The sequence below is a fragment of the Lysinibacillus sp. VIII_CA genome, assembly GCF_049943995.1.
GTDB classification, from domain to species: domain Bacteria; phylum Bacillota; class Bacilli; order Bacillales_A; family Planococcaceae; genus Lysinibacillus; species Lysinibacillus pinottii.
This window is the reverse complement of sequence record NZ_JBNFXM010000015.1, coordinates 21,309-45,854: the sequence shown is the minus strand read 5'-3', so window position 1 is coordinate 45,854 and position 24,546 is coordinate 21,309. Positions and strand designations below refer to the sequence as shown.

Sequence of the window (24,546 nt, the reverse complement as noted above, 5' to 3'; positions counted from 1 at the left end):
ATTGAACTGCTTTGTTTTGTTTGTTTATTTATATACTCCCCAGATTTATGTCGCAAACTTATGAGGTGGCTCATCATTAGAGGATGCTTTAATAAATTTGAATGATTATTTTCACTCTATCTTCTTTCTAAATACTGTTAACCAATTGCTATAAAATGTTCATCTGGCGCATTCTCTTTACTAATTGTTCTCCATAAATGCGGATAGAACCGTTCAACTCCTCTTTCAGTATCACCACTTGCTAAGTTTAGGCAATGGAACGTATTAGTTTCTCTATTAAACGCAATTTCTCCATCCAACTCATCACTTTCGCGACTATACCTGTAAACAATTTGTTGTTCATCATCAATCATTTTTTTAAGTTTCCACCACATACTTACACCCCTTTTGCACTTTATCTTGCCTCTATTCTACATATAAATTAATTTATGAGGTCGCTTTCAATATACAATGGCTCCGTTTTTTAAATCAGCTAAATAATTTTAATAATTAATAGGACAGCCTTTTTGATTATTAATCGATGAAATCACTAATTAAAAGTAATTTTAAAGGCAGGAACGTTCTTAATACCTCGTTTCTGCCCTTTGTTTTAGTCATGTCTGTTTTTCTTCATTGCTTCAGCCACTGCAAAAGCATGTGGGTCGCCTTCTTTATATAGCTCTTTTATAATATTTTCGTAATCCGTATTATTTCGATTTTGACTTAATTTATAGGCAGCCTGAACCTCTTCTACTTTGATTTTAAATCCTTTTATTCCTTTTATTTCTTTTTGTAACATGATAGGAGAAAGCTTTTCCCACAAGACAGGATTCTCACGAAATTTTTCATATTTTTCAAGTAATTTTGTTAAGTCCTGTTCTAATTCCGTTCCATCTATCATACTTGCTTTTCCATAAATATGAACGGATTGATAATTCCATGTGGGGACATTTTCTTGCTCATACCATGACGAAGAAATATAAGCATGTGGACCATTAAATATAGTTAAAATTTGATCCGTATTCTCGAAAGCTTTCCATAAAGGATTGCCGTAGGCTAAGTGACCCGTGAGGTAATAGTCATCCTGATCTTGATTAAGCAGCAATGGGACATGAGATGCAATAGGTCTCCCCTTACTTATCGCTACAATTGTTGCAAATGAATTCATGTTAATAAATTCATTAATTTCTTTCATATCTGTTATTTTATAATATTTTGGAATAAACATATAAACCCCTCCTATTAAAAATCTTTGGACCATCCTACCATTGCCCTCTAGTCCCATTCCTATTAACATTTTCATAATAATTATCCATACTAATTAAATCACAACATCACAGTATAAAGACTTCACCATCACTTATGTTAGGTAGCTCTACTCTATAGTTCATTGACAAATTTCTCTTCAAATTTTATTTTACTAAAGGTAAGTTGCTTTGGGTATGCTCGTACCTAAGTTACCTAAAATAAAAGCCATTATTTCTTTTAACGAAGAAATAATGGCTTTCCTCTCCTTTATGTGTATGTAGCAAAGGTGGAGGCAATTTACTGTTTATAATGTATGTTCATTTAACTATCAAAAAACAATGTTTTCTTATAATCCAAGGCTATAACAATTGTGGCTAAAAAACGACCGATTCTCTTAATGCTGTCACCTCTAGCTGTCCTGTTAAAAAATTCAAAAGACATTAAAGAAGCGTTGGTTTGGAGAACATAACATATCCAAAAAGAAAGCATCCTCCTTAACCAAAATATTAGATTAATCCCTCTTCTAGCAAAAATTCTTTAAATAACTTACTAGATTTCTCATAGGTTAAATCCACTTCTTTGATTTCATATTCCCGAACCATATAGCCAAAGTGAGTATCAAACAAATCATAGTTATTTTTCATTGTCATATTATAAAATGTAGAATTGAAAAATAAACACCATTTATCCAAGTTTTCCACCTTTAAAAATATTCCTTCTAAATCAAAACCATTATCGTAAAATCCTACATGTAAATGTTGATTTTCCTCAAAGTTCATCATATATACCCCTTTATTTAAAATATAACATGATGCATCAACATACTTTACAACTATTTAAGGAAAGTTGTCATTGGGAGAGACATCTCAAAAAAAATAGTGATAAGAAAAGATATGAAGCTTTTATAAAAGCAATATACGGTGAATGATTGCGAGCTTGCATTAACTAAATCCTGTTACATGTTTTGAATACCCTGTGATCATTCTCTTTAAACGGTTTCAGCCCTATTCCCCTCTTCCTCAGTCCATTATGATTCCATACAAAAGAAAAAACACCCGACGTAAGCGAGCAAACTAGTCCCATTTGAAATGGATAGTTTGAACACTTTCATTCGAGTGTTTTAAATATCTCTATAAGATTTATAGAGATTATGAAAAATATTTCACGAAGTTTTGTATACTTAGACAGCTCTTCATGCTTCTGCTTGTAACGCCTCAATCGTTTGAGCTACTTGCTCTTCTGTTAAATGGTGACGCACGATGTAACGGTTGCGCGCATGCTTGGTACATTCGATTGTACAGCCACCTAAATGCTTTGCTTCATTTTCTTCAGAAGCAATGATTTGCTTGTTACATTCAGGGTTTGCACAGTTAATGTAACGTTCACAGGGTTCACCGTCATAATGATCACGACCAATAATCACATGCTCTACTTGATTAATGGGCACCGTTAAACGCTCATCAAATACATACATTTTTCCGTCCCATAATTGACCTTTTGCTACAGGGTCTTTTCCGTATGTTGCAACACCGCCATGTAATTGACCGACATTGCCAAAGCCTTCACGTTTCATCCAGCCTGAAAACTTCTCACAACGAATCCCACCCGTGCAATAGGTTAAAACATTTTTTCCCTCGAATAACTCGCGGTTTGCACGTACCCATTCCGGTGTATCACGGAAGTTTTCTACTTCTGGTCGAATCGCACCACGAAAATGGCCGACATCGTATTCATAGGTGTTACGCACATCTAATACTACTGTATTTTCATCTTGCATTTCAGCAAGGAATTGTTCTGGTGACAGGTAGCGCCCTGTTAATTCATGTGGGTTTACGTCTTCTTCTAAGCCTAAGTTTACTAACTCAGGTCGTGGGCGTACGTGCATCTTTTTGAATGCATGCCCGTCTGCCGCATCCATCTTGAAGACTATGCCTTCAAATAATGGATCAGCTTGCATGTTTGCCATGTATTGCTCTGTTTGCTCAATCGTACCTGACACAGTACCGTTAATGCCCTCATTGGCTACTAAAATACGACCTTTTAAACCAATTTCATTACACATGGCTAAGTGCGTTGCTGAAAATTCAGCAGGATCTTCAATCGTTGTGTAATGGTAATATAATAATACTTGATAATTCATTGTTTTCCACCTATCATTTCAATATTTGCAGGATATTCCTGATAGTGTCTTTTACGACCTATTAACCATAAAGGAAAATCACTTAAAATGCTATCGGTAATTAGACTGAAATGGGTATAACTATATTAATAAAGAATTTGCAAAGTGGACATTGGAATATTTTTACAAATAAATGTAATTCCACCATTAGGTCCGACTCCGTTTATTAAGATTATTCAACAATACACCTTAGTAAATTTCCCCACTCTTCAGGGCAAAATAAAAACACCCCGAAGGATGTTAAATACTTTGATTTCGTTTGAGTTGGTTTTCAATACCAGCACGATCAATTTGAATCCAATATTCTGCTATTTTTCCATTTTCAATTCTATAAACTGCGCTTGCTATTTCTATCACTGGAAGCTTCGTTGGCTCATATCCATCGACCTCGCCAACATGCGTCCCAACTTGTTTCCAGCGTACATATACTTTATGATCTTGTACAATAAATTCTTGGATCTCTAATGAAAAATTGCCATACGCTTCTACCATTTCTTTTACATGGTCAGCATAATCTTTTGGCGTTCTTTTAACCGTTAATTCTTCTTCTGAAATAACTTGGTGTGCCAGTACTTGGTCTGCCATTAATTCAGTTGCGTAATCTGGATTTTTGCCTGAACGTACTTCTTCAAAAAATTTCTTAACAATATGCTCTGGTGTCATGATAGTCCTCCGTTGCTATATATGATGAAGGGGGTATTAATATCTCCCATACTTCATAATAATGTAAGAGTCATTGAATTGGAATCTAATTCTACCATTTTCACTCTCATAGCCCCACCAAACGTTGCTCTCTTGCTTTTGGATGCAGGTTTCAAAGCAAAAGCAGTAGTACCTTGTCTATGTGCATAGGATATAATAAATCATAAAAAAGTTTGAATGAATACATATTCTATAAATAAAAATACTCCGATAAAAAGCCAACCATAAACTTTTTGCTCTCTTTGAAATTCTTTAATCCCTAAAATTAACATCAATAATCCTAAGAAGAATATCATTAAAAAATTCAACTGGTAATCGTCTGTGATAATTCCGTAAGTTGAGAGTGATACTACTATGATTGAAAAAATAATTTGTAATATAGTTAGCAAAATAATCATCACCTTTTAGTTATTGTATCTTTGATTATACAATACAACTAATAACATGGATATAATTCCCAAAAAACCTTTTGTTTTAATTTCTATACCTAATCTGTAAAACATCTGCTGGTTATGTATGTCTTGCCGCTAACACATTTATCGGGCGCAGTAAAATGGGAATATTTTCTCTGACAATCACTTTTATGTTAACATTTAGTCACGATTATCTTAGATAAATGAGAGGTGTTTTACATTCCAAAATGTACAATTAATAATGTAGATTTGTATTATGAAACAAAAGGACATGGAGAGCCATTAATTTTTACTCATGGTGCATCATGGGACCATCAGCAATGGGATAAACAAGTGGATTATTTTTCTAAATATTATCAAACCATCACCTGGGATGTTCGTGGTCATGGAGCTTCATCTCTTCCGAACGGGAAGGTAGATGCTGAAGATTTCACTAAAGATTTAATTGGTTTGATGCATCATCTAAAAATTAGACGGGCCCATTTATGTGGTTTATCAATGGGTGGACATATTTCTTTACAAGCCGCCATTCACTATCCAGATTACGTAAAATCACTTACATTAATAGGGACCCCCTTCACAAACAAATTTAATTGGTATGAAAAGATACTAATTCCTGTTAATCGATTTTCTAGCTTATTCATTCCAATGTCACTTCTAGCAAAAATACAGGCACATACACTATCAAAGTTTAACGAAGCAAATAAACACTATATTTATTCCACAGTTGCAGCAATGTCTTATAAAAATTGGATTCGAATTTGGAATGCCGTATCGAGAATGGAAAGTGGCCATGAATTAGGAAAAGTAAATTGTCCTACCTTATTATTACATGGTGACCACGATACGATGATTCAAAGACAACAAGAGTATCTACATATAAAGATTAAAAAGTCACAGTTAAAAATAATTAAAAATGCCCATCACGCAACTAATTTAGATAGACCTGATCAAGTTAATGAGTATATCCACCAACACCTGATCCACACATCAACGACTATTTAATGTTCTATAAGTGTTGCTTGGCAATAAAGTTTGAGCAAAAATACCTCGAAAACCCTTATTTTACGTTAAATAAGTAGAATCCCTTTTGAAAAAGATTTATCAAAAGGGATTTTCTTTAGCAGTTTGAAGTTAGGTTTTTATAAAAAAGTTTGATTATTTATTACCTGTGTTGCTCCACAATCGCGCACGATTGTTGAAGATGGTTTCACTTAAACCACCAGCAATTGTAATAATGGATTGAGAAGAATACAGATTTAGAAAGTCTCCATATACAGGTTTTTATTCATATAACACCCCTACAATGTTTTCTGCAAAATTTTGAAAAGTCTTATTGTAAACTCTCTTTATATACCTTTGTATAAAAAATGTATAAACAATATCCAATGAAAAAGCCAAGTAACGTTTGTTTTACAGCGTTTCTTGGCTTATGTGTCTACCCAAACTTTTATTTGGGAACGTTATTTCGTTATTGGATGTACAGATATACAGCTCAACTTCTTAACATTCATCTTGATAAATTTGAACTGTTTTAGGTTTTAAATTAACTATATTTTTAAATACTTTAAGATTTTCTATATGTCTAAAAAATTCATCTAAGCTTTCAAAATCCATTGACCATTCTGTAACTTGTAATTTTTTAAATTCATCAATAGCAGTAAATAATAGTTTGCAATGAAGCTGGCTCATTCCTAAATATTCATCATCTTCGTATTCAGTAAACTGGCGTACAAACGAAAAATGAAACATTTCTTTACGGTAAGTACCACATTCGAATAAAATTTCCTTTTCATCTTCTCCTACAATATCTTCCTCACAAAATTCTTTAAATGTTGTCCAAATAGACGCTACTGAATCTGTATCAACATTTATTTTTCCTTTCAAATAACCTTCTACTTCTTGAATCCTCACTATTAATCGCCCCTCTTGTTACTTGTTTAACCTTTATTAAGAATAAAGAGCCAAGTCTAAATAAGCAAATAAAGTTACCAAAGCGTCGTTTGGAAATATATCTTTAAAAATTGTTATTCAATAATATGACCCGTTTATTGAACAAAAAATCGTGCATATCAGCATAGGATTTTTAATCAACCTTTATTATGAACGATCAATCTTTTTTATAAAACTACACTATGCAGTAAGAATTATTTTTTGTAGATTTTTACTGCATCTTATGTTTCAATTCTTTACTTAGCCGACCTACGCAAATGCCTAATTTGCTCTAGCTCTCTCCCACGTCCCCTATAAACTTTGCATCCTCCGCATTACTTACTAGAATCATCAGACTCTGCGCATAATGGGAAAAGTCCGAAGCAACAATTGGAGCCAATCTAATGCGAGTAACCCCGTTGTACGACATAAGATGAGCCTATTATTCTTCCTATGTATAGACAGTTAAAAATCATTAAAAAGGAAAGAGACTCGCCATTTTTTGGCGAATCCCTACATTTTATCTTTCATTTGAGTATGATTTATAATCTTCTACATAGTTTATGGCACACATAATGGAGTAGTTAATTCAACGTAATTGCCATTTCCGCGTTCGGCGCACCAGCAAATACAACCGTTCCGTTTTTCGGCAGCTTTACTTTGTTATTGCCGCTCACAATTGTAAAGTTGACGCATTGTCCGGCCTCATCATACACGGCAAACGAACTCTTTGCTGGCAGCTCCACAGTCATTGTTTTCCCTGCTGCTGCTTGAGGGATCGTAAACCATTCCGCATGCCCATTTGCTTGCAGCTTAACTTTAGATGATTGGCCTGCATGCAGTGATTTCAAGTTGGATCCACTGACATATATTAATCCGGACATCTCCATATATTCATTACCGCCTTCTGTATAGAAACGAGATTCTGTTGTATCACGGCCTGCCATCACAGGGATCTGAAGCTGATGCGCGGCTGTATTTGGACCTGTAATTTTTCTGCCATTCCAATAGCCCTTTAGTTCTTCATCGCGAGTAATTTGTGTGGTAAGCATCATTGGTAAGAGATATTGAGCAGAACTAAATTTCTCGTTGACGAGATAGAACTTAACGCCTTCCCTCTTGGCCCATGCGGCAGCGGTTTCCTTCGATAACACATTGTCTTCTAATTTCTCGGCTAAATATTGAGTAACCGCTACTTGACCTAAACCTGGTAAAGTTATAAATGTGCTTTCCACCAAATATGTTCGGCCATTCTTCTCTGTGACGAAGTTGAACTTGGAGGTACCTGTTTCATTAATAAAGCTTCCATTCGCAGTATATACATATTTTTCTTCAGAAATAGCTGGTAAAAGTAGCTCTCCATTGTTCGTAATTTTTATTTTAAAATGACTGAAGCTATTGCCATAAAAACCTGCTTTCTTTACTATGTCTTGAGGCATCTTGGCCTTGACTGGCTTGCCAAAGGATTTGTTCGGCTTAATCTCCTTAATCGTGCCCTTCTCCTTAAGCGCAGCGAGCAATATTTCTGTCGCCATCATTTGATTTGTAGAGCTGCTACCGCCCGATGTCAATACAGCCACAGCCATCTTCTGTTCAGGAAGTACGACCAATGAAGCATGTTGCAGTCCTGTATCGCCACCTTTAGCTAAGCCCTTTATCCCGTACTCACTGAATGGATATAGCTTCACACTATCCCAGCCAAGACCATAGTTGATGATATTGGCACCATCCTCTGGCCACATTCCTTTTTTATATTCTTCTTGCTCCATCGCCTTGACTGCCTTATCAGAGAGAATTCCTTGTCCCTGTCCCATAAATATTTGTGCGAATCGTACCATATCTTCTGCTGTGGAAGAGATCCCTCCCGTACCAATCACATTCACCGATTCAGCAGGAAGTTGCCCATGGTACGTAGGAAAATAAAGTCCAGCTCGCTTATCGTTTTCCTCTTTGTCCTGCGGTGTTTTCGTATGATTTAGCTTTAAGGGTTTTGTAAACCGTTCATGTATAAATTCAGTAAAGCTCATACCGCTTACTTTTTCCACCATAATCTCAGCCAACGTAAAGCCGTTGTTGCAGTATACCGAGAATGCACCTGGGTCCGCCTTTAAGCTCTGGGTGGACAATTGTTGCAACAAGTTGTCATGGGCGTAGGTATCATTATCGTCAAATAAAAAACTATTACCATACCCAGTACCTTGCAAGCCGGATGAGTGGTTCAGCAGCATACGTGGCGTAATGCGTTTGTAACGCTCGTCTTTCATCTTGAAATCAGGAACATAGTGAACGACAGGAACATCTAAATCAACTTTTCCTTCATCGACCAATTTCATCACAGCCGCCGTTGCATACATTTTACTGACTGAACCAATTCCATATAGGGTATCTTTAGTCAACGGTTGTTTTCCTTTCATATCGTTCTTCCCAGTCTGACCCGACACAATAATATGACCATTATCAATTAGCGCATACTGTACACTTGTTGTCTCATAAGACTTAATGAGTAGATTAGCCTTCTCTGCCGCAATTTTTTGCAGAGCTTGGCTAGCAACTTCCTGGCTAACCAAAACCGTAGACTGATTGTTGCCAGAAGCCGCCAGAGCTCCTGTTGGTAGGCTAATCGTTAACGCTAATGTAGCAGCTAACACCCCAGATAATTTTTTCTTCATGAAAAATTCCCCTCCTTAGATAGGTGTGATTGATTTTAAGATTTTCATTTCCCAAAACCAAGAAACATTTCCTATAAATAGAATATCTTAGTTTTATAAGGCTCGTAAATACATTGATAGGCTTATACCATATCAGTCTTAAGACTTATATTTGACTAAATTAGCTTTGTTGGTCACCCTCTATTATGTATGACACTAAACTGTTCGAAAGTTCAGTTGTTCTCATTCCTTATGACGCCTACAAAAAAAAGACAAAAACAAAAAAGCCATCCATATTGAATGACTTGTTATAATAAAGTACCTATTCTCCTTTATATGAGAACAAATCTAAAGAGCATGTTTTGAAAATAATAATTGTCCAAAACATGCTTTTTAGTGGTACCGCCTTTTATTATAATCGCTCTAAATCCTGGTATTCTTTCATATAAGGGCCATCTTCTGCCACGTATGAATGATACAAAGCTTTTACTGCGAAATTTTTCTCTAATCCCATTTCAGATTTTAGCTTTTTTAGTTCATCATGCAACGCTCGATGTTCATTGATAAGCTTTAGCATAATTGTTTTATTATATTTCATTACATCCGTCCTTTTTTATAACTTAAATGATTACAACTTTAAAAATAGTTACATTCCGGGAAATCCCGTGCTATTCTACAGGCATCTGAAAAAGTTGTATCTGCCTCTTTAAGGCTTTTTCAATATACGTTTTAAATTTCACCTTGTCAATCTCGTGTAATTTGCTGGAGCTTTATCATACCATTGAAGTGGACCTGATATACCACCATAATATTTTTTTAACATACTAAAAAACGGATACTAATTCACCTTCTGTACAAACTAAACTCAGGAGGTGATTTTTAATGGCAAACAACAATCAAAACTTTAACTCAAAAATTCCAAACGCAACTCCCAACGCAATGAACGTTGAATTTGGAAATGAAACGGATGTTAATCAAATTAAACAGCAAATCCAACAAGCTGAGGCTAACAAAATACAAGCTTCTGGTTCAACGAACTCGATGAGCCAAGAATTTGGTATGGAGACGAATGTTAATCAAATTAAACAACAAATCCAACAAGCTGAAGCTAACAAAAACCAAGCTTCTGGTTCAACGAACTCGATGAGCCAAGAATTTGGTATGGAGACGGATGTTAATCAAATCAGACAGCAAATCCAACAAGCTGAAGCTAACAAAAAATTTGCTTCTGGCCGATTTGCAAATGAAAACAACTCAAAATAATACGCATCAACAACAGCCTGCAGCCTCTGCTGGCTGTTGTTTTTTTAACTTGCCATGGTAAGTTAAGTATTTAACACCAGTAACCATTTCTAAGCACAACACCTTCGCAATCAATAAATACTGTATGGTTCCTATATAGAAGTCCTACATCCTATAACTCAGAAAATTCAGCAGTCAAAGTATTACTAGGACAAGAAAATCTATTATCTTGTTTAGTCAAAAGGATAAGGCAACCTTAAGATATTTTCATCATCGTTTACTATTTCATTGGTGTTACCCGTATGTAAAAGCATTGGTTTAATTGGAGTAAATACCATCACCTATTCCCCCTCCTATACTACCGAAGTCTGTCGGTACTCTTCACTCGAAATTCTATTTCTTCAATTTAATTAACATTTTATTAAATAGGAAAGATAAAAAAGGATATTTATCGTACATTATTATTATGACGCATAATTTATTATTTAATACGAAAGAAGTGACAAAGAAGTTACTAGGTTAATGTTAAATAAAAAATGTTCTCGTAAATTGATAGTTAAAAAGGAGGAAACAAAATGCAAGAAAACCGTGTGAGGTTGAATGGAGGATTTAATAACGACGTTTTTTATATCAAAGACAAAGAAAAGATCGCTAGAATTTCTGAAAAGAACAAAACAAAGGAGATGGTTTTACAGGAAATAGCGTGGATGAATTTTTTATATGAAAAAGGTGTTCTTGTACCCAAGCCAATAACTCCTTTAGAATATGAGGAAGAACGGGTAAAAACATATTTTGAATTTATGAAGGGAGATCACATTGATGTTACAAATAAATCCCACTGGAATGAAAAAACGTTTAAAAAAATTGGTAAAATTTTGGGGAGAATGCATGCACTATCCAAAGATTTCAAATTACAAACGATAGAACGTCCTGAATGGAAAGTTGAAAACCCTGATGTATTTAATATTAGAGGCAAGTTAGAACCATGGATTAGCGAGAAATATAAAAAGCTGGGGCACAGTCTCACTTCATACACGATTACTCCTGATACTTTCGGGCTTATTCATAATGATTATCATCAAGGAAACTTCATTATTAATGAGGAAGGTAGTATAACTATCATTGATTTTGATGACTGCTCTTTTAATTGGTATGCTCAAGATATTGCAGTAGCTTTCTATCATGCTTATTGGCAACATAGCTCATACAATGACAGTACAAATTCTTTTTGTGAACTCTTTATGAGTAATTTTTTTGCAGGCTATAGAACAGAAAATATGCTTCATAAGGATATAATTATACAAATTCCTATTTTCTTAAAAATAAGAGAGATTTATTTATATCAATTATTTAAAGAAAAATGGAATACAGGTAATTTAGAAGAATGGCAAGGATATACTTTACAGAATTTAGAAGACAAAATCAGACATCAAGAACCATATGCCGGTATTAATGATTTTTCCATTTTTTTATAAGTTGTTTCAACATGTACATACTCCTATATCTACAGTTGCGGTTTAGTTGGAGATACTCCTCAGACGATTTATAAAGTTTATGCACATTCATTTTAAAAAGATAAGGTACATGCATTCTAATCTCATGGATGAAATCATCACTTATAAAAAATTTGGGATACATGCTTTTCCCTACCTCCATATTAGTTGAATAAGCAAATTGACTGCCTCATACAAAGGCAGTCACAATTGCTTATTTAAAACCCTCAAGCACAATTTTCCCAATGGTTTTTCCATTTTCTAGAATAGAGTGCGCCTTTCTCAAATTGTCTGCATTAATGGGATATAGAATTTTAGTTATTGTGGTTTTTAAAATATTACTATCCACTAGAATTGCTATTCTATTTAATAATTTATGTTGTTCATTCATATCTTCAGTCTGATACATAGATCGTGTAAACATAAACTCCCACACAAATGTTGCGCTTTTATTTTTAAGTAATGTCAAATTCATTGGCTCATCTGTTTCTACAATAGAACAAATTGTTCCTTGTGGAGCGATAGCCTCCGCCATATTGACCCAATATTCTTGTGTCGAATTCAAACATAGAATATAATCAACTGCTTCAAAACCTATTTTTTTTAGCTGTGGAATAAATTCCTCATAGTGATTGATCATAAAGTCTGCACCTAGTTCAGTAGCCCAAATGCGTGACTCTTGTCTAGAAGCTGTACCTATAACGGTTAATCCAGCCCATTTAGCTAGTTGGATTGCAATAGAACCTACCCCACCAGCTGCACCAATAATTAAAATTGTTTTATTTTTATTTTCGTTTGAAAAATGACTAACTTTCATTCTATCAAAAATGGCCTCATATGCAGTAATTGAAGTCAATGGTAATGCGGCAGATTCTGCAAAATTTAATGACTTTGGCTTATGACCTACAATTCTCTCATCGACAAGATGAAATTCGCTATTACAGCCTTGGCGAGTTATATCACCAGCATAATATACCTCATCACCAGGTTTAAACAATGTACATAGAGGACCAGCCTCGACGACAATGCCTGCCACATCCCACCCTAAAATTTTAGGAATTTCTTCATATTTTTCTTTCGGAGATCTAACTTTATAATCAACAGGGTTCACTGAAACAGCCTTTACTTGAATTAATAAGTCCCTATCCTTAGCTACCGGCTTTTCTATTTGTATATCTAATAAACTCTTTGCATCATCAACAGGTAAGTATTGATGTAGACCTACAGCTTTCATTTTTTCCATCATTAAAATTGCTCCTTTTCCATTCATTTTTTAATTCTTTATATCAGCTATAATAATACGATGATATATTTAATGTAAGTACGCACATTTTTGTTGGATAGTATCAATTTGTATACTAAATATTTTGGAGGTTATTTTATGACAGATAATAGTAATTTAACTTTATATACTGCTTGTCCGGATGCCTATGGATGTCCAGTTGAAGCAACACTCGCAGTAATTGGTGGTAAATGGAAAGGTGTGATTTTATATCACCTTATGTCAGGGACGAAGCGTTTCAATGAATTTAGACGTTTAATGCCCGATATTACTCAAAGAATGCTAACGTTACAACTTCGTGAATTAGAAAAGGATGGCATAATCCATAGAGAAATCTTTAAAGAAGTACCACCCAAAGTAGAATATTCATTAACTGAATTCGGTCGAACACTCGAACCAATAATCAAACTGATGAGAGATTGGGGGGAGCAGTATAATTTAAAAAAATAATATCTTCTTCGAGTAACAAAATATGTAAATATTAAAAATAGGATGCGGCCGTAAAATGAACAAGAGCCGTTAATGCTCTTAATTCATACCAAATTTAAATCAGTGACCATTTGTTTTATAAAAAGCACACTCATGTTGAGGGTGCTTTTTTCCGTTTAACCACCCTATTTTTCAGAATTATAATTATGAATTTTTAAGAAAGACTTCCTTTAATAGTAAATACACAATTAAGTATAATAAAGTTACTATGCCAATTTCATAAATTATTCTTATCATATCAAGCTCATAAATTGGATAATAATCATCAACTTGGAATTCCTGCGTGTGTAATTGCCATAAAGGAACATACCTTTTATCATAAAATTCAAGATGTGGCCCCCACTTTAATGACACAGGTACGTACAATATACCTATACAAAAAATTATACTGAAATAGCCAGAAAGCAAAATTTTCTTCAAGATACCAATCCCTTTCTTATATATGTAATTATTAGTTCCAACATCTTTAGCTTGTACCTCTCCATCGAAAGGTAGGTGGAACAAAAATCGGAAGTGAAGAATTAAAAAAATACCCATTACGGAGAATGACTTAGGGTCTTGCTGGTATAACGAAAATTACCCCTATAAAACCTTCTTTATAGATGGTCCTGATACCTTTAAATTATCAGAAACTGTTAGATAAATTACCAACATTTGATGGAACTTTTGGCGCCTCTAAAATCGGGTTCTATTTAAAGTTAGAATATTCTGTTAATTGAGTATGTATTTTTTACAACTCCACAAAGTTGCTGTAGGTACTGGTTCTACACCAATCACAACAAAAAATCCCACGGAAAAGCAGACTTCTTTTCCGTAGGATTCTTTTATCATTATTTGAATATCATGTTGTACTTATAGTAGTGATTACCCACTCTATTATTATAAAAAATGAACGAATGTGCTCCAAAGATGTCAAGGTCATAGAATAGTTAACGAAACTACTGGCGCTAACACTTTAATAAGCGGATACATTTTGCAACGGTTCCTGTCCAACTGGACGTTTCTATGGAAGATTAGAATGTGCTTTTTTTTTACATTAAAGATAAACGGCTAAAATCGATAAAATGTATCTTCACTATCTGCCATTGGAGGCCTAACGCTTCACTCTTTAACATATTCTAGAATAATGTTTTTTAGACAGAATTCGTCTTTATTCTACACAAACTGTATTGACTTTATATTTCCCTTATATAATACTATTTTTAAGTATGATAAATCTACCAAAGTTTTAGTATGTTATCCAGTAGTAAAGCCTCTATCCATTATATATCGATTAACTTTATTCCAGATTTTTGAGCTTGCTTGAATTCATTAGAGATTTTACATTTAACTATCAACGAAGAGGCTAAACCACTGAAACTTTGGTATAGGGGGAAAAAACATGAAGAGCATTAAAAAGCGGTTACTTTTTTTCACATTGGGATTACTATTAGTAGCCTCCATTGTTAATGCGGGCTTAGCTGTATGGATTGTTAATAAAAAGAGCCAAGAAGTACTAATAGAAAAGGCTCAAGAGCAAGTTTTTGAAATGGCTAAACAAGCCGAAACAATTTTAAATGCTGAAACAGATCCAATACCTGAACTACAAAAATTAGTTGATACAAAAGTACAACAGGACAATGTAACATACGCCATTATTATTGATAAAAATGTCAAAGCTGTTGCACATAGTGACTCAAATAAGTTAAATAAAGTCTATGAGGATGACTACACAATAGAAGGGGCCACTAAAGGGGTAAAACAATTTACAAGATGGTATGCCGAAGTTCAAGGTATATGGACGTATGATATTATGGAACCTATTTACCGTAATGGTGAGCTTTATGGTGTTATGGACATCGGAGTCCCTGAAAGTGGAATCAAATCCATTATTGAACCTGTTCTAATGTTTCAAATCATTATTGGCATCGCTAGTTTTTTAATTATTGGTAGCTTAATGTGGTGGATTATTGATCGTATCGTTAGAGCACTAAAAAGTTTAGAAAATACGCTACAGCAAACCGCAAATTTAGATTTCCATGAAAGTGTGGAATTAGTAAAGCTATCGAATCACAAAGATGAAATTGGACAAATGGCTCAAGGCATCACAGCCATGCGTTCCGCCCTTAGAGATATAACGGTTAATATTCAAAGTACAAGCAATGAGTTAGTAGAATCATCTACAACACTTTTACAGATTGCAGATGATACTGTACAAACAACGGATGAAATTGGTATAGCGATTAGCGAAATTGCTAAATCCACTGAGGAGCAGGCATACGATACCGAAAAAGGAGCCGAACAATTAGAACAGCTTTCAAGCAATATTGACCGTGTATTTGAGCATACTGAAAAAATTGCAACAATGACAGCTCAAATTGATGATTTAAGCAATCAAGGTGTAGATACGGTTCAGCAGCTTTCTATATGGTCGGAAAAAAATCGCGATTCATCACAGCAAGTTAGTACAATTGTTCAAGAAGTTGATAAAACATCTTCAGACATTTCGAGTATTGTTAATACAATTACAGAAATTGCTTCCCAAACAAATTTACTTGCTCTTAACGCTTCGATTGAATCTGCTCGTGTTGGCGAGGCTGGTAAAGGCTTTGCAGTTGTTGCTGATGAAATTCGGAAGCTATCTGAGCAAACATCTAACGCAACAGAAATTATTAAAAGTAAAATTACAGCCATTCAAGCAATTTCGAAAAGTGCTGTAACGGAAATCAAAACTAGCATTGAAATCGTTGAACAAAATGCAAAGGCAGCTACAGACACTAGCAATATTTTCAATACAATTAAAGAGGCTTTAGATCAAACAATTGAAGTTGCTCGTGATGTTCAGCAGCTTTCATCTGAAATGAATCAGAGCAAGGAGAAAATTATTAGCTCTATTCACAATATTTCTGGGTCGGCAGTGGAAACATCTGCTGGAACAGAGCAAGTCTCCGCATCTGCACAAGAACAATTAAAGAGTATCAACATCGTATCAGAAAAAGCTCGTGACCTGAATTTATTCGCGGAGCAACTAAGAAAAGAAATAGATAAATTTTCACTGTAAAACATTATTCAAATAAAGGTATTGTAGCTCGAATCATTGCGCAAGGCACATGTTGAAGTGTCTTGCCAATGTTCGGGCTTTATTTTTATGTCGCTCACTTACAGTAGGTTATGTATATTATGATTTCTAAAACTTTGTTCAATTTTGCTTTAAGTAGGCTAACAGTGCGATTGCCCATCCCCTACGGCAAAATATTAACTGACGTAATGAACAACCTAATAAACCCCAATTTTTAATTTTTTTCTTTTTTAATCGGTGCTGTCATGCCACTTAATTTATGGAAATGCACTATCAATAACATTCATTCGAAAAAGATGAGATACATGTATCTACCCTCATGGATAAAATCATCACCTTAAATTCATTTGAAAAATCTTATGAAATCAAATCATGATGATTTTGGGGTACAATTTGGGGTACATACTATTCCTTACCTCTCCCCTCAACCTTTCATGTTATATTTAATAACTTAATGCACTACAACAAACATTGATATATCAACGTTCCCCCACAAAAAAACACCCGTTTTGTAAACGAGTGTTTCGAATCTTTTATGACAACTGTTTTTTTCAAAATAACAATTAGGTTGCCCAATGCCATCTAACATAACCACCACCGACATCATTTTTTTGTTTGTTTTGGAATACTACATCAAATTTCTTTATTTCATAAAAACACCTCATATGAGATGTTTAGTTTCTTCAGTCTAATAAATCGTAAATCTATATTACTGCTCTAAAACCTCTTGGATAGATTGTTCTAAAATATCCATTGCCAGTTCTAATTCATGTTCCTTAATGATAAGTGGTGGAGTGAGAGTAAGCACATTTCCTTGGGATACTTTAAAACTTAATCCCTTTTCCATACATTTATACATAACTTGCTCTGCTTCAGATATAGCTTTTTCTTTCGAATTGCGATTTAATACTAATTCTACTCCGTATAAAAGACCGATTCCTCGAACATCACCTATAATTTCATAGTGCTCTTGCATCTTTTTAAGACGTATTCTCATATAATTTCCTAATTGATTAGCTTTATCAATTAATTTAAAATCCTCGATATAATTAAGAGTAGCCAATGCTGCTGCACAACCTAATGAACTTTTTTCATGAGTGTAATGACCGAGTGCAATATCTTGGGCAACATCAAGTTCTCCTTTTACAAGCATCGCTGCCATTGGAAATACGCCTCCACCCAATCCTTTTCCCAATAAAACAATATCTGGAATAACTCCAAAGTTTTCAAAAGTGAACATTTTACCTGTTCGCCCTAAAGCTGTTGGAATTTCATCAAAAATCAATAATATATTGTTCCTATCACAAATATTACGTAAACGTTGATAGTACTCTTTTGGTGGGATATGTACGTCTGTACAACGAACAGGCTCTAAAATAATTGCACCGATTTCATTTTCTCTTTCAAGTACATATTCTAGATAGTCAAGGGATTTAAATCTACCATTGACATCATCAAACAAACCACGATATGAATTGTAAGGAGCTATATGCAGACTCCCTGGCATTAGAGGGCCCATACCGTTACGGAAAAGTGCTTCTCCTCCAACTGAAATAGCGTCTAAAGATGCACCATGAAATGAATCCCACATAGATATAGTTTTAAATTTACCTGTTACCTTTCTAACAAGTTTTAAAGCCATTCCAACAGCTGAAGTTCCCCCAGGAGTCAACAGTACTTTATTTAAACTTTCTGGTGCAATATCAACTAATTTTTTTGCCAACTGGATCGCAACTTTATTTGTATAACGTCTTGGTGAGAATGGAAGAATATCCAACTGCTCTTTTACTGCTTGGATAACATATTCATTACCATAGCCTATTTGATGAACATTATTTCCATGAAAATCCATATACTTCCTTCCATCTATATCCTCTATGTAAATTCCATAGCTTTTTTCAATAATATTTAAACAAGGAGTAGAAAGAGATTGATGTAAATAATACTTAGAGTCATCGTTTAAAAACTCAAAAGATTCTTTGCTCAAATGTTTTTCTTGCCATAAAGAACGAGTTTTTGTTAAATTAATGTCCCCCTCTGTTCTTAACACTTCAATGTTTTCTTCCATTATTTCTTCTCCTCCATTATAGGTAATTAATTCTTTTACCTAAACAAAATAACATTTGTTTTTTAAATAGATATTAATATCTTGTAAATCTTTTCACCTAATCACATTTATACGTAGTTGTTGGTTGTGAATCAAGGGTGAGGAACTGCCCTATACTTACTTATCAGGGCAAAATAAAAAACCACTCAATGGAGTGGTTAAAAATTTTTAATATAAGATTTTGCCTAAATGAAATAAGCGTTAAATTTCTAAATTAAAATTGAAGCTTTTTTTCGTAAAATGACTATTTTTATCTTTTCCATAGTCAATTTTATATATTTGGTATAAAACAGCTTTTGCATCTATTATTTTATTGTGGTGAATCGATAAAATAAATATATTAGTAGAACTATATACCATAGGTACGTACTAACATGCCATTTAATACTTTTTATCTAGCTATAGCTAAATTTAACTCGAGTAATTATTATCCTATCATTTCCAGCAACGCCATTTCAAGGGGGGATTACTGCCAAATCCTTGGTGGTCATATTCCAATTATATGGCGCGCAATTCTTATCACGCCAATTATTTCGTCATTCACTGGCTTGAATTGGCGTTGTTTTATCCCTTCATAAGCCAAAAGATACATTTTTGCTAAATCCAAAGTAAAAACTTAAAATTATTTCTCCTACTTGCCCCTCTCCCTATTACATTCAGCATTAATAAATTAATGAACTAACACAAAATTTGATATATCAACGTTTTCCCACAAAAAAACACCCGTTTTGTAAACGAGTGTTTCGAATCTTTTATGACAACCACTTCGGTGGTGTGTTTTTTTCCCAATAAATATCGCCTAGGTTATAATGTGCCATGAAGTTGTCCTCGACACTGTGATAATGGAAGTTGTAATAATAGCCTTCCTGTGGTCTTTTTTCTGTACGTACATGGAAGCGGATTACATCAGCTCCTGTGTCGGTGTTGATCACGTTAAAAATTTTCTCACCATAATTACCACTTGGCTTTTCTGAGATGGTTAAAGATGCTAAAGCTTGCTCGTCCAAACTAGCGACAGTCATTGCAATCGCCTCCTCCATTTTTGGGAAGATGATGTTGTCGAATTCATGGCTAATTTTTGGACCAATTTTAGTACCAAACTTTATGTATGATTGCTCTCTCGCTGCATCCATAAGCAAGGCATTATAATCAATTTCTTCCTCTTGGATATGAACCTGCTCGTCCCTACTAAGATCAGGCTCAGCAGCTAGAGCCGTGCTTGTCCCTGATGCAGGACCAATAGATGCACGATTCGAAGGATTTTGATCAAATGCTTCCCATATTTCATGCGTTGGCGTAATTAAACCAAATGTTAAAAACGCAACCATTATGACAATACTTTTTTTAACCCACGTTTTCATTCAGTATCACCTACTCTTTATGTACAAATTGGTAATTCTCCTATTATTATATACGTTCTCGCCATTAAAAGGTTTCATATTTCTATAATTCATTGTACAATATTTATGAATAATGTGTCGTTTTTTAAAGGAGGTACAAAGCATGAGCATCGCAATGGGTATTGGTCTTTTATTAATGTTAGGTTATTTATCATCTTTATGTTTCACGGACTAATTTTTTTATTTTGTAATATGTACCCTACAAAGCCCTCAAAAGCCTGTTCTATGCAGCTTTTGAGGTTTTTCATTTTTATTTACAACGCATATTAACGCAAAATAATGCACACAGTTGGGGCTAATTTGGGGACTTTGTTGGGGCTTGTTGGGGCTAACATATTATTAATAATTCTTGGCGGCGTGTAAGCAAATATTAAATTTAGTAATAAGTATAAACCAATTTTTTCAAAAATTGAGTTAATACTATGATGAGAAATATAAAGAATAGGACTTAGCGTTTAGTCCCTTTCCGCTTTCAGTAAGGTGGGAAGCAGAGTGAGTAAAAAGATGTCACCCGAATTTTAATCCCCTATTTGAAGAAATGCAAGCCATCGATTTTATCATATACTTGGATACTCATCCCAATGATTATTATGCATCTCAGCAATTTGAAAAAATTATGATACTTATAGTTAATTTTGAGAAGAAATTTGGTTCTTTAATGAATTTTGGAAGAAGATATTCTGGCTATCCTTTCAAGTGAATTGATATCCCTTGGCCATAGCAGGTCTAAATATAAGTCAAGGAGGAATAATTTTTGTGGTATTATGAAAAGAAACTCCAATATTCGGTTAAGGTTAGTACATGTATCAAAAAAGAATAATATATAAGTGAAAAGTTAAGCTCCAGGAATAGTCGCAAAAAAATCAAGAAATTTATCCTACAGGTAAATTTAAAAGAAGATTCTTTAGGCTCTTTTTTACTGAAAAAGAAATAAAAGATAATTTGATAAAGATAAAAATTGATATACATATTTCTTCAAACGTTTCTACTATTGGCACTTAATTCAACTCTTTTTCAAATAAAATAATGTTATGGAAATTCACCCACATAATGTTTAACTTATAAAATCTTAACAATATAACGCTTTATTTCATATAAGTATTTTTTTCACTAAACTTCCAAGTTAATTTTCTTACTCAATATCCCAACAATAATATCCGTTTGGAACTGTTCCTAAACAATCTGGCCGTTTAGATAAAGAAATACGCATTCCCTAACTTAAGAAAATGAGCCCGTTTATGTAATAGCAGTTTACTTCTTTTTGTTTGCATGCCTTTTTGCAAATGCAGAAGGGGAAAATGAAATTTTGTATTTCCCTTCAAGTTCCTTCTTTACTTTTTCCGTTAGCTTTAATCTTGTTGATTATGTATTTCTTCAAGCTCAATCCCACTAGGGACTTCCATCATTAGCCTAATCAATCTACCCACATAATTTAATATCCATTTTGTTAATTCCGATTTCAGTTCCATAGAAATTGGAACATATGATATTTCAAAGTTATATAGGCATTTATTACACCATATTGCATCAGCCCCGATGTCTACTTCTACTCTTAAATCATATGTTAGGGATATTAAGTGAGAGCTCCTAGCTTTATTTCGCACTATACATTAGCTTACCCTGCCCTGGTACCAATAGGTACGACTATCCCTTTTGTATAATTCAGGACAACACTGGATGCAGGAGGATTAGGTAATTGTAGATTGATTATTTTATAAGAATAGGATTTCTCCCATTAATTAAGGAGAGACAGTTACAAAGAAAACCCTATATCAATTGCATAATATGAACTTCATATCCAATTGTTAGATAGCGTTTAACAATTGGATATACACTTCACTGTAAAAGATTTTTTAATTGTTAATTATCTAATTATTAACATTTGTCAGTATTGTCATATTTAAATATTTATTACACTTAAAGAAAGGAGTTTGTATCGCTATGACCCTACCTGGGCATACACCTGCCTCTTTACTCTATACGAATATGGAGGGTAATTCTTTTAATGTTTCAATATCAGCAATACAAAATTAGCGGTTAGTTGAAAAGGGTTTTGCTAACTCAATAATTAAGTAAAGGGGGATTTACAGTGGAAAGTGAACAAAATAATTCAATGACAGCAAAGGATTTGCAAAACGAGATACCTACTCCTAGCTCTACAGATAAGCCAGATGAACAGAGTGAGTTAATGACGACGAAGGGTTTGCAAGATGAGACGGCTACTACTGAAAGCTTTGCAGATAAGCTATATAAAGAGATTACTTCCGTTATTGGTGGCAGTAACGCAAATCAATTCTTCTGTATGAGTAATCCAGGAACGTTAATCGATGCCTCACAGTATGCCTATGACATTGAAAATAACGAACCAAAGCCTTCTTATGTTAGGGCCAATGAATCAAAGCTTGTCAATAAATTATTTGATGCTTGTCAGATGACTGCCTCTGATAATGGGCGTCATTTATCAACACAGTATAAAACAGCATTGGATATGCTAACACCTAAATTAAATAGTAAGCTTTTTGAGGCTAAAAACAAACTGCGAGAAATATTAATGACACCATATCCTTATAATTTTGGTGATGGTAAGAAGGATATACTCACGCTTGAACAAGTTTTCTTCCGATTGTATAGCGATTATGTAAAGGCTAAACAAGCATGGGCAGAAAAACAGTTACAAAAGAAAAATGAATTTGCAAGTAAATATCCAAAACCTACAGCTGAAGCGTATAAAAAACGCAATAATGAATTTTTGGATTGGTATGAAATAACGGCAGAGGCAGAGTAGCTTGGGGTGGAGGAGAAGCTTGGGAAAGTTTTGAGTGTTTTTTCGCCAGGCGATATGGATATTATTAATGGTATTTTAGATAGTGGTGTGGGGCGTGAGATTGCTGAGGCGCGTTCTGCGGTTGCCAATGTAGGGAAAATGAATCCTGAAGGTGCACATGTTTATCCTGTACAGCTTTACCCAGAAAATTGGTTTACTTTATTGAATACCTCCTTTACACCTGTTGACTTACTTGAAAGTCCAACAGCATTAGCACAGCAACTTGGTCTATTAGTAACCCAACGTAGTAATATAACCAATAATATTAACTCAATTTTAGCGATTATACCCAATGAAAAAGAAGTTAAAGAATTAAAAGACGCTTATGAAAAAAGCGATACAGTGTTTAAAGAGGCACTTAAGACGTTGTCGGATAAATATTTATATGCAACAGTAGATATGTTAAAAACGTTGGTTGATGTAAAAGTTTCTCAGGGAGTAGATAATGTAACAAAAGTCTCGCCTTCAACCGTTATGCGCATTTTTGGTATTAATGCTGAAGATGTACAAGACTTACTTAATAAATTTAAAGCTAAATTTGATGAGTGTTTTAGTGCACAAAATGATTTGATTGACAAGGCACAAATTGCAACAGAAGCTGCGATGAAGTATTTTGAAGCGAAAAATAACCTACAATTCAAATCCATGCTCGCCCCGTTACAGCAGCAACTTGAACATATAAATCAAGATATTGAGGCATTAAAAGAGAATATAAGAGTTGCAACTCTTTTACAAACTTCAAAGAGGGAAAGTGTGAAATTAGATAAAAATGACGTTGCACCAAATCATGTACCTGAGAATTTTACACAAATTATCCTCACATCCAGTTTAAAAGAAGCAGAGCAGGCTTCCAAATCCAATACTTCTGCCACTTCCTTTAACAATGGGGTATCCTTTTTCTTTGGAGGCTATTCCAGTAGTTCTAGTCATAAGGAAGCAATCACAAAAGAGTTTTCTAGTAATTCAGAGATGTCCATCCAAATCGGCATGTCCGTTGTAAAAGTACAAATTGGACGAGAGTGGTTTAACCCCGGGGTCTTTTTGCTGACAGAGGATATGTATAATACATCGAGCAAACCCATTGCACCTACGGAAGATTATCAGGGCTTTTCAGATAAACGTCTTAAGGAAATGAATGGATGTGTTTTTCCATGCTTCCCTACGTCATTTGTCATTGCGCGAGATGTTACAATTAAATTTACTACTGCAAGCTCTATTTCAGATTCATTTGCGCAAAGTGTTGAGGAGCATTCAACAAGAGGAGGAGGCTTTTTTATTTTCGGTGGCAGCCGGTCTACTTCCTCATCCTCAAAGCAGAGTAATTCCAGCGTACAATCCTCTGCTAACAGCGTAACGGTGCGCTTTACGAATCCACAAATCTTAGGCTATTATCTCGAAGCAACAGCGGCAGACAAAAGTGTCAACATTAACAATACTGAGACTAGTAGTAATACCGATTTCATCTCTATTTTAGAGTTTGTAACGAAATTTCAAAAAATGCTAGATGATTACAATCAAAAATATAATAAACAGACTTTAAACTTATAGGA

20 protein-coding genes are annotated in these 24,546 nt (G+C 34.3%); 8 read left to right on the top strand and 12 right to left on the bottom strand.

Going from position 1 to position 24,546, the window contains the following annotated elements:
• Positions 1 to 137: 137 nt before the first annotated feature.
• The 6 genes from ACP3VS_RS17445 to ACP3VS_RS17420 all read right to left on the bottom strand — a co-directional run bounded on the left by ACP3VS_RS17445 (position 138) and on the right by ACP3VS_RS17420 (position 4,506).
• The gene (locus ACP3VS_RS17445) at positions 138 to 374 is read right to left on the bottom strand and encodes a hypothetical protein (protein WP_012294285.1); all 237 of its coding nucleotides are present in this window, start codon (positions 372 to 374) and stop codon (positions 138 to 140) included.
• A gap of 215 nt (positions 375 to 589) precedes the next feature.
• Complete coding sequence (locus tag ACP3VS_RS17440; RefSeq protein ID WP_325881993.1) at positions 590 to 1,207, bottom strand: FMN-binding negative transcriptional regulator; 618 nt, start codon at positions 1,205 to 1,207, stop codon at positions 590 to 592.
• Positions 1,208 to 1,733: 526 nt separating this feature from the next.
• Positions 1,734 to 2,009: a DUF3986 family protein gene (locus tag ACP3VS_RS17435; protein WP_012294283.1), complete on the bottom strand. Its 276-nt coding sequence runs from the start codon at positions 2,007 to 2,009 to the stop codon at positions 1,734 to 1,736.
• 410 nt (positions 2,010 to 2,419) lie between these two features.
• The gene (locus ACP3VS_RS17430) at positions 2,420 to 3,367 is read right to left on the bottom strand and encodes a rhodanese-related sulfurtransferase (protein WP_012294282.1); all 948 of its coding nucleotides are present in this window, start codon (positions 3,365 to 3,367) and stop codon (positions 2,420 to 2,422) included.
• A gap of 279 nt (positions 3,368 to 3,646) precedes the next feature.
• Positions 3,647 to 4,069 carry an ester cyclase gene (locus ACP3VS_RS17425; RefSeq protein ID WP_012294281.1) on the bottom strand — a complete coding sequence of 141 codons (423 nt, stop codon included), beginning with the start codon at positions 4,067 to 4,069 and terminating at the stop codon, positions 3,647 to 3,649.
• A 200-nt stretch (positions 4,070 to 4,269) separates the two neighbouring features.
• Entirely contained in the window at positions 4,270 to 4,506 is a 237-nt protein-coding gene (locus ACP3VS_RS17420) for a DUF3953 domain-containing protein (RefSeq protein WP_426389366.1), read from the bottom strand.
• A 225-nt stretch (positions 4,507 to 4,731) separates the two neighbouring features.
• On the opposite strand from ACP3VS_RS17420, the gene ACP3VS_RS17415 reads away from it, so the two are divergent.
• Positions 4,732 to 5,526, top strand: coding sequence for an alpha/beta fold hydrolase (locus tag ACP3VS_RS17415; RefSeq protein WP_426389364.1), 795 nt, complete (start codon positions 4,732 to 4,734; stop codon positions 5,524 to 5,526).
• Positions 5,527 to 6,024: 498 nt separating this feature from the next.
• Here the strand turns inward: ACP3VS_RS17415 and ACP3VS_RS17410 are convergent, their stop codons facing one another.
• The 3 genes from ACP3VS_RS17410 to ACP3VS_RS17400 all read right to left on the bottom strand — a co-directional run bounded on the left by ACP3VS_RS17410 (position 6,025) and on the right by ACP3VS_RS17400 (position 9,699).
• Positions 6,025 to 6,435 carry a hypothetical protein gene (locus ACP3VS_RS17410; protein ID WP_012294278.1) on the bottom strand — a complete coding sequence of 137 codons (411 nt, stop codon included), beginning with the start codon at positions 6,433 to 6,435 and terminating at the stop codon, positions 6,025 to 6,027.
• Positions 6,436 to 7,037: 602 nt separating this feature from the next.
• On the bottom strand, positions 7,038 to 9,122 hold the full coding sequence (locus tag ACP3VS_RS17405) for a serine hydrolase domain-containing protein (protein WP_332291515.1): 2,085 nt from the start codon (positions 9,120 to 9,122) through the stop codon (positions 7,038 to 7,040).
• 391 nt (positions 9,123 to 9,513) lie between these two features.
• The gene (locus ACP3VS_RS17400; RefSeq protein ID WP_012294276.1) at positions 9,514 to 9,699 is read right to left on the bottom strand and encodes a hypothetical protein; all 186 of its coding nucleotides are present in this window, start codon (positions 9,697 to 9,699) and stop codon (positions 9,514 to 9,516) included.
• A 284-nt stretch (positions 9,700 to 9,983) separates the two neighbouring features.
• Between ACP3VS_RS17400 and ACP3VS_RS17395 the strand changes: the two genes are divergently transcribed.
• The gene (locus ACP3VS_RS17395; RefSeq protein WP_099805195.1) at positions 9,984 to 10,364 is read left to right on the top strand and encodes a gamma-type small acid-soluble spore protein; all 381 of its coding nucleotides are present in this window, start codon (positions 9,984 to 9,986) and stop codon (positions 10,362 to 10,364) included.
• A 554-nt stretch (positions 10,365 to 10,918) separates the two neighbouring features.
• Positions 10,919 to 11,818 carry a phosphotransferase enzyme family protein gene (locus ACP3VS_RS17390; RefSeq protein ID WP_281486510.1) on the top strand — a complete coding sequence of 300 codons (900 nt, stop codon included), beginning with the start codon at positions 10,919 to 10,921 and terminating at the stop codon, positions 11,816 to 11,818.
• 232 nt (positions 11,819 to 12,050) lie between these two features.
• On the opposite strand, the gene ACP3VS_RS17385 is transcribed toward ACP3VS_RS17390, so the two are convergent.
• Entirely contained in the window at positions 12,051 to 13,106 is a 1,056-nt protein-coding gene (locus ACP3VS_RS17385; protein ID WP_012294273.1) for a zinc-binding alcohol dehydrogenase family protein, read from the bottom strand.
• 111 nt (positions 13,107 to 13,217) lie between these two features.
• Here ACP3VS_RS17385 and ACP3VS_RS17380 point away from each other — a divergent pair, with 111 nt between their 5' ends.
• Together ACP3VS_RS17380 and ACP3VS_RS17375 are read left to right on the top strand one after the other, a co-directional pair.
• Entirely contained in the window at positions 13,218 to 13,568 is a 351-nt protein-coding gene (locus ACP3VS_RS17380) for a winged helix-turn-helix transcriptional regulator (protein ID WP_012294272.1), read from the top strand.
• A 1,420-nt stretch (positions 13,569 to 14,988) separates the two neighbouring features.
• Positions 14,989 to 16,647, top strand: coding sequence for a methyl-accepting chemotaxis protein (locus tag ACP3VS_RS17375; RefSeq protein WP_012294270.1), 1,659 nt, complete (start codon positions 14,989 to 14,991; stop codon positions 16,645 to 16,647).
• Positions 16,648 to 17,374: 727 nt separating this feature from the next.
• On the opposite strand, the gene pbfA is transcribed toward ACP3VS_RS17375, so the two are convergent.
• Together pbfA and ACP3VS_RS17365 are read right to left on the bottom strand one after the other, a co-directional pair.
• A complete protein-coding gene (gene pbfA / locus ACP3VS_RS17370) occupies positions 17,375 to 18,733 on the bottom strand; it encodes a (R)-1-hydroxy-2-aminoethylphosphonate ammonia-lyase (RefSeq protein ID WP_036215988.1) in 1,359 nt (452 codons plus the stop codon).
• A 791-nt stretch (positions 18,734 to 19,524) separates the two neighbouring features.
• A complete protein-coding gene (locus tag ACP3VS_RS17365; RefSeq protein WP_031417167.1) occupies positions 19,525 to 20,133 on the bottom strand; it encodes a YpjP family protein in 609 nt (202 codons plus the stop codon).
• 577 nt (positions 20,134 to 20,710) lie between these two features.
• Between ACP3VS_RS17365 and ACP3VS_RS17360 the strand changes: the two genes are divergently transcribed.
• The 3 genes from ACP3VS_RS17360 (at position 20,711) to ACP3VS_RS17350 (ending at position 24,544) form a co-directional block, all read left to right on the top strand.
• Positions 20,711 to 20,872, top strand: a complete 162-nt coding sequence (locus tag ACP3VS_RS17360) for a spore coat protein CotJB (RefSeq protein ID WP_243432696.1) — start codon at positions 20,711 to 20,713, stop codon at positions 20,870 to 20,872.
• 1,389 nt (positions 20,873 to 22,261) lie between these two features.
• Positions 22,262 to 22,957, top strand: a complete 696-nt coding sequence (locus ACP3VS_RS17355; RefSeq protein WP_207889952.1) for a hypothetical protein — start codon at positions 22,262 to 22,264, stop codon at positions 22,955 to 22,957.
• A 30-nt stretch (positions 22,958 to 22,987) separates the two neighbouring features.
• A complete protein-coding gene (locus ACP3VS_RS17350; protein ID WP_207889951.1) occupies positions 22,988 to 24,544 on the top strand; it encodes a hypothetical protein in 1,557 nt (518 codons plus the stop codon).
• Positions 24,545 to 24,546: the final 2 nt, after the last annotated feature.

Coding starts and splice junctions, on each gene's coding strand:
- ACP3VS_RS17390 (WP_281486510.1), top strand. CDS start 10,919: ATGCAAGAAAACCGTGTGAGGTTGAATGGAGGATTTAATAACGACGTT.
- ACP3VS_RS17405 (WP_332291515.1), bottom strand. CDS start 9,122: ATGAAGAAAAAATTATCTGGGGTGTTAGCTGCTACATTAGCGTTAACG.
- ACP3VS_RS17380 (WP_012294272.1), top strand. CDS start 13,218: ATGACAGATAATAGTAATTTAACTTTATATACTGCTTGTCCGGATGCC.
- ACP3VS_RS17395 (WP_099805195.1), top strand. CDS start 9,984: ATGGCAAACAACAATCAAAACTTTAACTCAAAAATTCCAAACGCAACT.
- ACP3VS_RS17435 (WP_012294283.1), bottom strand. CDS start 2,009: ATGATGAACTTTGAGGAAAATCAACATTTACATGTAGGATTTTACGAT.
- ACP3VS_RS17430 (WP_012294282.1), bottom strand. CDS start 3,367: ATGAATTATCAAGTATTATTATATTACCATTACACAACGATTGAAGAT.
- ACP3VS_RS17420 (WP_426389366.1), bottom strand. CDS start 4,506: ATGATTATTTTGCTAACTATATTACAAATTATTTTTTCAATCATAGTA.
- pbfA (WP_036215988.1), bottom strand. CDS start 18,733: ATGGAAGAAAACATTGAAGTGTTAAGAACAGAGGGGGACATTAATTTA.
- ACP3VS_RS17365 (WP_031417167.1), bottom strand. CDS start 20,133: ATGAAAACGTGGGTTAAAAAAAGTATTGTCATAATGGTTGCGTTTTTA.
- ACP3VS_RS17445 (WP_012294285.1), bottom strand. CDS start 374: ATGTGGTGGAAACTTAAAAAAATGATTGATGATGAACAACAAATTGTT.
- ACP3VS_RS17425 (WP_012294281.1), bottom strand. CDS start 4,069: ATGACACCAGAGCATATTGTTAAGAAATTTTTTGAAGAAGTACGTTCA.
- ACP3VS_RS17360 (WP_243432696.1), top strand. CDS start 20,711: ATGCAAGCCATCGATTTTATCATATACTTGGATACTCATCCCAATGAT.
- ACP3VS_RS17385 (WP_012294273.1), bottom strand. CDS start 13,106: ATGAATGGAAAAGGAGCAATTTTAATGATGGAAAAAATGAAAGCTGTA.
- ACP3VS_RS17400 (WP_012294276.1), bottom strand. CDS start 9,699: ATGAAATATAATAAAACAATTATGCTAAAGCTTATCAATGAACATCGA.
- ACP3VS_RS17375 (WP_012294270.1), top strand. CDS start 14,989: ATGAAGAGCATTAAAAAGCGGTTACTTTTTTTCACATTGGGATTACTA.
- ACP3VS_RS17440 (WP_325881993.1), bottom strand. CDS start 1,207: ATGTTTATTCCAAAATATTATAAAATAACAGATATGAAAGAAATTAAT.